Origin of the sequence: Lysinibacillus sp. BNK-21 (assembly GCF_048684915.1) — a bacterium.
GTDB classification, from domain to species: domain Bacteria; phylum Bacillota; class Bacilli; order Bacillales_A; family Planococcaceae; genus Lysinibacillus; species Lysinibacillus capsici.
The window spans coordinates 3,771,413-3,783,445 of the sequence record NZ_JBLQTS010000001.1 but is presented as its reverse complement, the minus strand read 5'-3'; the positions used below and the strand labels follow the sequence as shown (position 1 = coordinate 3,783,445).

General features: G+C 37.5%; 13 protein-coding genes. 11 read left to right on the top strand and 2 right to left on the bottom strand.

Going from position 1 to position 12,033, the window contains the following annotated elements; genetic code table 11:
- The first annotated feature begins 109 nt into the window (after positions 1–109).
- From ACMGGO_RS19210 to ACMGGO_RS19170, 9 genes are all read left to right on the top strand, one after another.
- Complete coding sequence (locus ACMGGO_RS19210; RefSeq protein ID WP_420282136.1) at positions 110–1,297, top strand: DUF4097 family beta strand repeat-containing protein; 1,188 nt, start codon at positions 110–112, stop codon at positions 1,295–1,297.
- Positions 1,298–1,537: 240 nt separating this feature from the next.
- Positions 1,538–2,224 carry a cell division ATP-binding protein FtsE gene (gene ftsE, locus ACMGGO_RS19205; protein WP_016991524.1) on the top strand — a complete coding sequence of 229 codons (687 nt, stop codon included), beginning with the start codon at positions 1,538–1,540 and terminating at the stop codon, positions 2,222–2,224.
- On the top strand, positions 2,214–3,098 hold the full coding sequence (gene ftsX, locus ACMGGO_RS19200) for a permease-like cell division protein FtsX (RefSeq protein WP_004227513.1): 885 nt from the start codon (positions 2,214–2,216) through the stop codon (positions 3,096–3,098). The genes ftsE and ftsX overlap by 11 nt, the downstream gene beginning before the upstream one ends.
- Positions 3,099–3,151: 53 nt before the next feature.
- Entirely contained in the window at positions 3,152–4,456 is a 1,305-nt protein-coding gene (locus tag ACMGGO_RS19195) for a murein hydrolase activator EnvC family protein (RefSeq protein WP_279493980.1), read from the top strand.
- Positions 4,457–5,106: 650 nt separating this feature from the next.
- Entirely contained in the window at positions 5,107–5,739 is a 633-nt protein-coding gene (locus ACMGGO_RS19190; RefSeq protein WP_054549775.1) for a hypothetical protein, read from the top strand.
- Positions 5,736–6,323: a redoxin domain-containing protein gene (locus tag ACMGGO_RS19185; protein ID WP_048392048.1), complete on the top strand. Its 588-nt coding sequence runs from the start codon at positions 5,736–5,738 to the stop codon at positions 6,321–6,323. The genes ACMGGO_RS19190 and ACMGGO_RS19185 overlap by 4 nt, the downstream gene beginning before the upstream one ends.
- A gap of 221 nt (positions 6,324–6,544) precedes the next feature.
- Complete coding sequence (locus ACMGGO_RS19180; RefSeq protein ID WP_048392047.1) at positions 6,545–7,987, top strand: S41 family peptidase; 1,443 nt, start codon at positions 6,545–6,547, stop codon at positions 7,985–7,987.
- A gap of 122 nt (positions 7,988–8,109) precedes the next feature.
- A complete protein-coding gene (locus tag ACMGGO_RS19175; protein ID WP_259951056.1) occupies positions 8,110–9,291 on the top strand; it encodes a PDZ domain-containing protein in 1,182 nt (393 codons plus the stop codon).
- On the top strand, positions 9,291–9,512 hold the full coding sequence (locus ACMGGO_RS19170; protein ID WP_004227503.1) for a DUF2198 family protein: 222 nt from the start codon (positions 9,291–9,293) through the stop codon (positions 9,510–9,512). Before ACMGGO_RS19175 ends, ACMGGO_RS19170 begins: the two co-directional genes overlap by 1 nt.
- 34 nt (positions 9,513–9,546) lie before the next feature.
- Here the strand turns inward: ACMGGO_RS19170 and ACMGGO_RS19165 are convergent, their stop codons facing one another.
- On the bottom strand, positions 9,547–9,873 hold the full coding sequence (locus ACMGGO_RS19165) for an AzlD domain-containing protein (RefSeq protein ID WP_048392045.1): 327 nt from the start codon (positions 9,871–9,873) through the stop codon (positions 9,547–9,549).
- On the bottom strand, positions 9,870–10,604 hold the full coding sequence (locus ACMGGO_RS19160; RefSeq protein ID WP_420282135.1) for an AzlC family ABC transporter permease: 735 nt from the start codon (positions 10,602–10,604) through the stop codon (positions 9,870–9,872). The genes ACMGGO_RS19165 and ACMGGO_RS19160 overlap by 4 nt, the downstream gene beginning before the upstream one ends.
- Before the next feature lie 124 nt (positions 10,605–10,728).
- Between ACMGGO_RS19160 and ACMGGO_RS19155 the strand changes: the two genes are divergently transcribed.
- On the top strand, positions 10,729–11,280 hold the full coding sequence (locus ACMGGO_RS19155) for a helix-turn-helix domain-containing protein (RefSeq protein ID WP_048392043.1): 552 nt from the start codon (positions 10,729–10,731) through the stop codon (positions 11,278–11,280).
- A gap of 11 nt (positions 11,281–11,291) precedes the next feature.
- The gene (locus ACMGGO_RS19150; protein WP_004227497.1) at positions 11,292–11,930 is read left to right on the top strand and encodes a TVP38/TMEM64 family protein; all 639 of its coding nucleotides are present in this window, start codon (positions 11,292–11,294) and stop codon (positions 11,928–11,930) included.
- Positions 11,931–12,033: the final 103 nt, after the last annotated feature.

Here is a 12,033-nt window from a genome sequence, read left to right as displayed (position 1 = left end):
GCCTGTCGATGTTGAAATGAAAAGACCCAATTTATTCAATTTTGCAGTGAAACTTTTCACATGATGAATCGTATAAATAGTATAACGAACTGAGGGAGGCTATTTATTTATGCAAAATGAACGTCAACGAATTTTAGAACTTGTAGAAAAAGGAACAATTTCGGCACAAGAGGCGATTACATTATTAGAAGCATTAGAGCAACCTGGCAAGTCTACTCAACATGTTATGAATGATGTGTCGAAAGAGACGCAATCCTTTTCAAATGAAAAAGAGCCATTATTTGAAGAAAAATCAAAAGATGGTGACAAGAAAAAAGATGATTTTATGAAATACTTCCAAGATGAAATGCAGGATTTTCGTAAGGATTTAACGCAAATCGGTTCTCTTTTTATGGATATGATGAATACGGCTGTTAAAAAGGTAAAGGAATTTGATGTAGCTTCTCCATTTGGAGATAAAATTGAATTTACCCATACAGAAGAAGTGGCTGCTGCCAATGTGGACAATATTATTGTTGAATTACCGAATGGTAACTTCTCATTGGAATCCAGTGAAGGGGAAACTATTCAGGTGATTTGCAAGGTAAAGGCACCTTTGATGAACGAAAGTGAAGAAGAAACTCGTAATCACTTCTTAGAGCAATTTGTTGTGAAAAAGGAAGCGCAATCACTTCGTATTTTGAGCCAATTAAAGCTTGTTCAAGTCAATGTGAAGGTGCTAGTACCAAAGGATAAACTTGAAAAATTATCTGTTCGTCTAATGAATGGTAGTGTTTCATTACAGGATACAGAATTTGAAGAATTAAAAGTGAAAACGTTAAACGGTGCCATTAAAGGTACGAAATTTAATTTTGGAAAAGCTGAAGTGGATTCTTCTAATGGTTCCATTGAATTAACGAATGTTCGAGGTAAGGATTTAGAGGCTGAAACATTGAATGGGCGTGTTTATTTGGATGGTGCATTGGATGAAGTTGAAGCTAAGTCTGTCAATGGACATGTAGTCGTAACAACATGCTCGACAAATTCTTCTAAAATTAAAGCTCAAACAGTTGCTGGAGCAGTGGAATTATATGTCCCAAGAACAATTTCATTGAGCGGTAAAGTCGTAACGAATTTCGGTAAAGTGGATGTGGGGATCCAGGATGTTTCTAAAATGGAGTCACAAGATCAATTCTTATCCAAAGTAGTCCGTTTCGACAAAGAAGTTGAAAATGCGAATCGCCTATTTATCGAGGGTGAATCGAAAACTGGTGCTGTTTTAGTGCGTTACACAACAACAGATGAACAACAAATTTAACAGTAGGAGCATTCAAGTTAAAGCTTGAATGCTTTTCTTTTCAAACAGGATTCGACCTAGCACATAGAGGCGAATCTTGTTTTATTTTTGTCATATTCTTAAGGATAATGGCAAGGAAAGAATGAAATAGAAGGAACTGCCACGGATTGAAATGAAACTGTAATAAAAAAACAGAAATAGAGTGCTATAATAGTAAAAGAAATACCTCTTACATAGATGAGAGTTTTAGGTGGTTTAATCATGATAGAAATGAAAAATGTGACAAAGAAATACCCAAACGGTGTTGTTGCGACAAATGGTATTTCAGTTAATATAAAGCAAGGCGAATTTGTGTATGTAGTTGGCCCAAGTGGAGCAGGGAAATCCACATTTATTAAATTGATGTACCGTGAAGAAAAAGCAACATCAGGACAAATAATTGTAAATGGTATTGATTTAGCAACTTTAAAGAATAAGAAGGTCCCTTTTTTGCGCCGTCAACTTGGTGTAGTTTTCCAAGATTTCAAATTGCTACCTCGTTTGAATGTCTATGAGAATGTAGCGTTTGCGCTTGAAGTAATAGAGGAAAAGCCAGATGAAATCCGACGTCGGGTTATGGAAGTGCTAGAACTAGTTGGATTGAAGCATAAAGCAAGAATGTTTCCAAATGAACTTTCAGGAGGAGAGCAGCAACGAGTATCGATTGCTCGTTCAATCGTCAATGTCCCAAAAGTGGTGATTGCAGATGAACCTACAGGGAATCTTGACCCTGAAACATCATGGGAAATTATGAATTTATTTGAGGAAATTAATGCACGTGGGACAACGATTGTAATGGCAACCCACAACCGTGAAATTGTAAATACGATTCGACGTCGTGTTATTGCAATTGAAGGCGGCTTAATTGTCCGTGATGAACACGGAGGTGAATACGGCTATGAAATTTAGTACAGTAAAGCGCCACTTCCGGGAAAGTATCAAATCACTTGGTCGAAATAGCTGGATGACCATTGCCTCTGTCAGTGCCGTTACCGTTACGCTCATTCTAGTAGGTGTTTTTGCGCTTATTATGATGAATTTAAATAAAGTAGCAACGGATTTAGAAAATGATGTCGAAATTAAAGTGTTAATTGATGAAACAGCAGATGAAGCTGCTGAAAAAGCACTCATCGAAAAAGTCAAAAAATTGCCTGGTGTCTCCGAGATGACGTATTCCACTAAGGAAGATGAGTTAACCAAGCTAGTAAAAGACTTCGGTGATGATTTTAAACTATTTGAACAAAGTAACCCTTTACGTAACGTTATTTATGTAAAAGCTGCTGATCCACAGCAAACAGCAAAAGTTGCGAAAACCATTGATAAATATGAGTATACATATGATGTAATGTATGGCGAAGGAAAAGTTGAAAAACTATTTAACTTCTTAAATATTAGTCGTAATGTAGGAATCGTACTTATTTTAGGGTTATTATTTACGGCAATTTTCTTAATTTCGAACACAATTCGTATAACGATTATAGCTCGACGTGATGAAATAGAAATTATGAAACTTGTAGGGGCTACAAATTCATTCGTGCGTATCCCATTCTTATTAGAAGGTATGTGGCTTGGAATTTTAGGTTCAATTATTCCGATTGCGGTTGTCACGACCCTTTACCACAATATATATAAAATTATTGCACCACGTTTACAAGGAGAGCTTGTTCAATTACTAGATTTTTCTCCACTTGTGTATCAGGTAAGCGGTCTTCTGTTACTCATTGGTGTACTGATCGGTATTTGGGGAAGTTTCATGTCAGTACGTAAGTTTTTAAAAATTTAGTCACAACGGATATTTGTGAAAAAGAAAAGAATAGTCGAAGGGGAGTTCAATCGGTGAAAAGTAAGGCGAAAAACATATTAAAAACACTTGCAGCAGCATCTGCTCTAATTCTTTTTATCCAAACTCCATCAGCATATGCAACAAGTTTATCGGATTTAAAAGAAGAAAAGAAACAAGTTGAAACAAAGAAGAATCAGTTAAATTCATCTATCAGCAATAAATCAAATGCAATTACAGCTAATCAAGAAAAGCAACAACAAATCTTAGATCAAATTCAAGCATTGAACGCTGAAATCGACAAAACTAATAGTAATATTAAAAAAGTACAAGCAGATATTCGGGCAACAAATGAGGAAATTAAAAAGTTAGAAGCTTCTATTGAAGAGCTTTTGCATAAAATTGAAGAGCGCGATTTATTGTTACAAGAACGTGCACGTGCCATTCAAGCTGGGGGCTCTGTAAGTTATTTAGATGTTTTGCTAGGCTCTAATAGTTTTGTAGACTTTATTGATCGTTTCTCTGCAGTTAATGCATTATTGGAAGCGGATCGTCAAATTATTCAAGATCAAAAAGATGATAAACAAAAATTAGAAGAGCAAAAGCAAAGTGTAGAAGAGAAACGTAAAAACTTAGAAGGTAAAAAAGCCGAGCTTGAACGATTAAAAGCATCATTAGACAGTCAAAAAACTGAGAAAAATAAACTAGTAGACCAATTAGAAAAAGAGCAAGAAAAGCTGAAATCAGAAAAGGTATTACTTGAAAAAGAATACTCAGAGGCTTTGGAAGTAAGTCAGGAATTGCAAGATCAAATTATTGCTGAACAAAATCGTTTGGCTGAAATTGCACGTCAGCAAGAGGCAAAACGTAAAGCAGCGGCCGCGGCAGCAGCTGCTGCTGCTAACAATGGTGGCGGATCATCTGGTGGTACAGTCCATGCGCCTCAATCAAACGGAACTTGGATAAAACCAACGAATGGTCGCTTAACATCACCATATGGTTGGCGAAATCTTGGAGCAGGTCCTGAATTCCATTATGGTGTCGATCTTGCAAATGCAACGGGAACACCAATATGGGCAGCAGCAGATGGCGTTGTTTCTTACGCAGCACCACTTAGTTCGTATGGTAATGTTGTCATTGTAACGCACTCTATCGATGGACAAATTTACACAACCGTTTATGCACATTTAAGTGCATTTAATGTTAGTGTAGGACAAGAAGTAACACAAGGTCAGCAAATTGCAGCCATGGGTAGTACAGGTCGCTCTACTGGCCCACACTTACACTTTGAAGTGCATATTGGTCCTTGGAAAGGACAAGCAGTCGGCAGTGTAAATCCACTGAAATATATTCCATTGTAAACATAAAAGCTATACACTAGCGTTTTCTAGTGTATAGCTTTTAATATTTCATCGAATGTTTCACCATTCACCAACTTATAGGTTTGCCCATTAATAGCCAATAAGCCATTTTTGCAGAACAGTATTTTTAATGTATGGTCAAAATAAGTAAGATCCAATTGATAGACAACATCAGCTTTTTTGTTATTTAATAAGGTTCTTTTTAATTCCAAAGTACGTAAGTCTAAACGCAAACATCTAATCGTGGATTTTCACGATTGAGAATGCAAAGCTTTTATTGGTACCATTGTCAACTTCCAAATCGTTATCTTATTTACTATTTCTAGAAGATCTTTATTAAGAAAAAATCTTGTAGTAAATTCTTTGTTCAATACTCTGAGTACAGCATCAGAACACTATTACTAAGACAAATAGCAGCAATCCATAGTATAAGTCGCTTTGAAAGCATAATTCCTCCCCTTTTCTCATTTTACGAAATATTCCATTGAAAGTTTCATCGCTATTATAAGATTCTAAATAATGTTATGATGAATATATACTTAGTGGGGTATTTTTATTGTTGTTATTTCTGAAGATTTTCTTAAAACAGTGTGAAATAGTCTTTTTTTAAAAAGGTTCTATGCTATGCTTTCGGAGGAGGATTCGTTGAATTGATAAATACAGAGTGGTACTCAATCCGAACATTAACTTTACCAGCTACTGCAGTCGCTTTACTTATTACTTTTTTTATTGTGTGGCTTATCTTGCGCTTACAATTTTCTAAAAAGTGGTCTGAGCTATATAGTGATGCCATTTTCACCTTTATTATTGTTTGGAAGTTAAGTTTACTTGTAACAGATTTCAAAACGGTAGTAAACAATCCAATTACATTGCTTTATTTTAATGGCGGAACAATGGGTGTTCTTCTCGGTGTCATTGTAGCATCTTTGCAAATATGGAGAAAGCGACAGAGTCTACAGCTTGAGGAACAGGAGATGATAGCTGGCAGCTGGGCTATTATTCTCACGCAATCCATTTATCAAATGCTTGCTGTGCTATTTAATGACAACAATATATCGAGTGAAGTTATAACATTAGCTGTGCTAAGTGTAGTCACGCTCGTCATATTATGGAGATTAGTAGCGGTGAAACAAGCTCTCATACTCTATACAATTAGCTATTTGATAGTGGCTATCTTCCAGCCGCTTGGTATAGGGCAAACAGCTGTGGCTGTCAGTGTAATACTACTTTGTTTGGGCTTAACTATTCAGCATGAACGAATCAATGTGGGAGGTAAGAAATGAAAAAAAATATTGGACTGCTGATCGTTGTGCTATTAGTGGTTGCGATGATTGGTACATATGTAAAACAACAAATTGACGAAGAACGTGCTATTGATAAATCGGCCCTAGGTAAGGATATGGAGGAGCTAGAAACCGGCTTAAGCAAAGGGGATATACCGCCTGATTTCACCTTAACAAGCTTAGACGGGGAAGATATCACGTTAAGCGATCTTCGTGGAAAAAAAGTCGTTTTAAATTTCTGGGCGACATGGTGCCCACCTTGTAAGGCGGAAATGCCTCATATGCAAAGCTTCTATGATGAGTATGCAAAAGAGAAAAACGTTGAAATTATAGCGGTCAATTTAACAGAAGCCGAACGTGATGTGACCGCTGATGCCAAAGTGGACACAGTGATGACATTTAGAGATAGCTTTGAGCTAACGTTCCCTATTTTATTGGACCCTGACAATGAAGCTGGCTTGAATTATCAAGTCATCACGATTCCAACCACTTATTTTATTGATTCCAAGGGCCTCATTCAACGCGCCATCAGAGGACCAATGGACGTGGATATGTTAAATGATTATGTAGATGCACTAGATTGATTCATAAAAAATCTGCTCGTTTTCTATAGTGGAAACAAGCGGATTTTTTTATTTTTCATGAAATCAAGGTGAATACTCGCGGGAACCAAGGTATATCCGTGCGAATCAACAGCCAACATCCATGTGTAAAGTGAAATATTCTCTCTTAACAAATTTGAAAGGTAATTTTGTATGTTTGAAAAAATAGAGTCATACAGTAAAAGAGACGGAGGAGGGAAGATTTGCGCAAATTAACAGCCGGTGTCGGAGTCCTACTTAGTAGTTTGGTGGTGGGCAGTGGTATTTACTTTGATTGGTTTAATATTGGCGATAAAAAGGAGCCTGTTACGGAGGTTGATACTATTGGTGAGGCTATGACAATCATTGAAGAAAAATCAGTATACAGTACAAAAAAGGATGAATTAGTGGAAGGGGCTCTTCGTGGGATGGCTGATGCCATTAAAGATCCTTATAGTACGTATTACTCCAAGGAAGAGGCTGAGCAACATCGGCAAATGCTAGCTGAGGAACGAGTAGGCATCGGTATTGAACTAACCGAAAATAAAGGGAAGTTTATTGTTGTGTCACCTGTTCGCTCATCACCAGCAGAGAAAGCAGGCATGCGTTCACTCGATGAAATTGTACAAGTTGATGGGGTACGGATTGATGGGAAAACGATGAGTGAATTAATGCATTTAATTCAAGGTGAAAAGGGAACGAAAGTAACCATTGTTGTCTATCGTCCAAGTGAAGATAAGCATATTAAGATGACGATGGAGCGTGCAGCAATTTCCAATAAAACGGTAACTAGTGAGGTAGTGAAGGTAGAAGATACAGCTATTGGCTATGTAGTGATCTCATTATTCGGTGAAAAAACCGCCAATGAATGGGTGGCAGAAACGAGTAAATTACTTCGTAAAGATGTGGAAGGAATTGTGATCGATGTACGGGATAATCCAGGTGGTTATTTACATAGCGTCGCAGCGCTACTGAGCACAGTATTGGACAATGGCAAAGTATTTGCATATATGCAAAATGCGGAAGGTGCTATGGAACCATTAAAAACGCAAACAAAAGGCTTTGATGAAAAATATATAGAAACGATGAATAAAATTCCAATTGTTGTTTTGCAAAATCAAGGTAGTGCATCTGCTAGTGAAGTATTGAGCGGAGCTTTAAAAGGCTGGGGACGCGCTTCACTTGTTGGGGTTAAGAGCTTTGGAAAAGGGACTGTACAAGAATCTTGGGAGCTTTCCAATGGCGGCGAGCTTAAATTATCAACCAATAAATGGCTAACACCAAAACGTGAATGGATTCATGGGCAGGGCATTGAAGCCAGTTTAATGATTGAGCAAAATGAGTTATTTGCTTTTCAACTTCATCCACTAACAGGTAAGTTTAAAGTGGGTGATATGAGTGAAGAGATTTCCTATTCACAAAACGCCTTGCAGAAACTAGGCTATCAAATCGATCGTTTAGATGGCTATATGGATGAAACGACCGCTGAGGCCGTTAATCTTTATCGTAAACAGAAAAAATTAAAGCTAGCAGAAGATGAATTTTATATGGACACGACTTTCTTTAATAGTTTAAACGAAACGTTAAAGGATTTTAAAGCCGATCGTCAAAATGACCAACAATTCCAAATGGCCACTAGTTTTTTACTGCATACGATTGACCAATAAAACTCGCAGACAGAACAAAAATACCATAATACAAAGCTTTCTATGAGTTTGTACTACGCAAGCGTGTAGTCCTTTGATACAATAAATTCATAGTATTCAAGATAGAAATGGCGGGTGTTCGTATGGTTAGTGAGATATTAATAGAAATTGTAACAGCGATTGGCCGCTTTTTACTCAACCCATTACTATATATAGTCATATTATTTGCTATTATTTTAGGTTATCGTCGAGTAAAACAGGAGCGTAAATATTTTAATAGACGTATTATTTGGGGCTGGACGGAGCTAATCGGACAATGGAAAGATGGGTGGCTCTATGCACTAATTATTTCTATCATTAGTATTGGAGCAGGTCTAACTGTCCCAAAGGAATTTTTAATCATTTTAACGGCAGTTTCTATAGTAGCACTTATCTTATTTGTCATGAATGCAATGTCGCCTATTTTGACAATGGGGATTGCCACACTTGCCATATGGGGTATGTCCTATTACAATTGGTCATTTTCCTGGTGGAAAATTTCAGTAGAGGATGTCCATTTAGAGAGTGGCGCAATTGTGACAATTACCATTCTTGCGGGCCTTTGTGTTATTGCAGAAGGGCTATTAATTCGACGTATGGCGATGAAGGTTACAACACCTTGTATTGAGAAAACGAAGCGGGGTATGCAGGCAATTGTCTATCGGTCAAAAAATGTATGGGTATTACCTATTTTCTTTGTTATTCCTGGTGATGCGATCTCGGCTATATTCCCATATTGGCCACAGTTTACGATAGGTCATAATAGCTTTGCACTTGTGTTATTTCCACTTGTCATTGGCTTTACTAAACTGACAAGAAAGGAATTACCAGCTTACATGTATCCAAAAATTGGCCGACCTGTCTTTTTACTAGGACAGCTTATTTTAATAGGAGGATTGGCTGCATATTTTGAGCCAGTGATTGGCTTCATTACACTTGCTGTTGGTGTAATTATCCGCATTATAATTGCTATCTACTTTGCACAACAGGAAAAAACAGATCATTATGCAGTTGCGCCAAGTACGAAGGGTGCTATTATTGCAGCTGTTCTTCCTGATTCACCTGCTGAGAAGATGGGCTTACTTGCAGGAGAATGTATCCGCAAAGTAAATGGTGTGTCAATTTTTACAGAAAATGAGTTATATGAAGCACTGCAATTAAATGCAGCTCATTGTCGTCTAGAGGTTTTAGACCGAAACAATGAATTACGTTTAACACAACATGTGATTTATAGCAATGATCATTACCGTATTGGATTATTATTAGCTGAGCCGAGGGAAGTATAATGGACGTTTTTGGGAAAATGATGCTAGCATTATTCATACCAGCTTTATTGGTATTACTATTCACTAGAATTACCTATAACCGCTATGTTGCATTATTATTAGCCATTGCACTTATTGCTGCCTCTGTATATGCAGGCTATACATCCCCACCTATTATTTTCGTTATCGATGCATTTTCATTAACAGTAGGCTTTTGGCTAGCAAGTAAAATGAATAAATAAGGAAAGGTCAGTCCAGGCAATAGGACTGACCTTTTTACATGAAAAATCGCACTGCTGCCATAATGATTACTCCTGCAACTACTGTAATCGATAAGCTTTTTGTGACAAGGGCAATAATAAGAGTAGGAACAAATGTAATAAAGACTGGCCAATCAAGTGTCACTACTTTGCCGCTTTCAGTATCTATTAAATTTTCAATGACAAGAGCACTTAATATACAAACAGGAATAAAACTAAGCCATTTTAGCACAACATCAGGTAGTGTTACACTACGCACAAAAATAAATGGAATGACACGCGGTAGCCATGTTACAAGTGCGCAGCCGATAATAAGCCAGACCATATAAGAAGTTGTTGTCATTTATCTGTCACCACCCCAATTGTTGCGACAATCACAGTTGCCAGTAGCACAGCCACATGTGAAGGGACTACAAAAGAAAGACCGTACATAATAACCGCCATATAGCCAATTAACTTGATATAATGCATGATTTTACTTTTACCAACACTGCTCAATTGCAAAACTAAAAGTGCAACAAACATGGCAACCAAGGCAAAATCTAAACCCCATTTTTCAGGATTTGCTACCCACTGTCCTAAAAAGGCACCCGTAACACAGGAAAGAATCCAGAAGATATAGGCTGTTATATTTAACCCATCCATCCATTTACCATATAATTTACCTGTTTGCATTTGCTTTGTTACTGCTACACCAAAGGTTTCATCCGTTAATAATGTACCAAAGCCCACATTTCTAAGCATGGAGTAGCGCGTAAAGTGAGGTGCTAATGTTAAACTCATTAATAAATGGCGTAGATTCACTACGAAAATGGTTACAATGATAGCAGAGGCAGGGCTACTTGTTAAAAGAAGTGCACAAAAAATAAATTGTGCAGAACCTGCATAAATCAGTATCGTTAATAGCGCGATTTCAAGGACGGATAACCCTGAAGCGGAACCTACAACCCCAAATGCAAGTCCTATACTAATATAACCGAGTAATGTAGGCACGCAATCTTTCACGCCTTGTAAAAAACTGTCATTGGAAGAGCTTGTTGTGTCATCATGTTGAAGCTCTGTTGTACTTGTCATAAATAGGTCATCCTTTCTTGATAATTTCCATGTATACTATTGATGGAATTGTTTGATAGTTCTTGATGTTTATTAAAGTATACATATGTCTGATAAAATAAACAATAGAAATTGGTGAGTAAAGATGGAACAAATGAGCCGAAATTTAGCATTTCAATTAAAGAAAATTAGACAGCAACGTCATTTAAGTCTCGATGATGTGGCCAAAGCGACAGGTGTCAGTAAAGCACAGCTTGCACAAATCGAAAAAGGAGAGGCCAATCCGACTGTTTCAACAATTTGGAAAATTGCAGCGGGTATGCGTATGTCATTCTCTTCATTATTACAGCCACCAACTGCCCATTACATGCGTTATAGCAGTAAAGATGTACCACATGTAGATGAGGATGAGGGACGCTATCGTGTTTACTCCATAATTCCGTATAATCCAGAGCGAGGCTGGGAGTTTTATAAGGTTGAAATGGAGCCAGGGGCAGTTAGTAGGAGTGAAGCCCATACAGAAGGGGTAGAGGAAACTGTAATGGTTATTAAAGGACAAGCAGTTATTTCTGCTGGAGACATGCATGAATTACTGGATGAAGGGGACACACTAGTATTCTCAGGGCATCAACCCCATGAATATCGCAATACTTCAGAAGGGTTAACAATTTTTCATTTAATTTTACAGTATAAATAGAGGTGTCGATATTGAATGAATGGTTTACTGTAGAAAATATTGAACAGGTTGCGGCACAGTATCGAACGTTCGGCCCAATCATTGGTTTACTGCTCCCGTTTTTAGAGGCGTTTTTACCATTCCTACCATTAGTCGTATTCGTTGTGGCGAATGCCAGTGCATTCGGCTTATGGCTAGGATTTCTATTATCTTGGCTAGGCTCTGTAGCTGGCTCCTATGCGGTTTTCTTACTTGTGCGTCATTTTGGCAAACATCCAAGACTACAATTTTTAACAGGTAGTAAAAAAGTACAGAAGCTTATTAAATGGGTGGATATGAATGGCATCAGCCCTCTTTTTGTCCTCCTCTGCTTCCCTTTTACACCATCTGTGATTGTCAATATTGTAGCGGGATTGTCACATATCCATAAAAAATTTTACTTAATCGTTTTACTTGCAGGAAAGTTTGTCATGATTTTAGGTATGAGTGTATTGGGCTATGATTTAAAATCGCTCTTGACTAGCCCAGTGAGATTGATAATTGCAGCAGTGGCCATTGTTATTTTATGGTGGGTTGGGAAGTTGATAGAGAAGCGTTTGAATGCCCGTGTAGAAAGAGATTTAAAGCAAGCGCGAAATTTGACGAAAAAGCAGGACCACCATGCCAGTTAGTAAAAATTTGTAGCCTCTTTCATTATGTGAAGAGGCTGCTTTTTTGTGTAATAAATTAACCTTTTTATAGGTAGGTGAAGGTTGATAGATAGTATTTACTAGT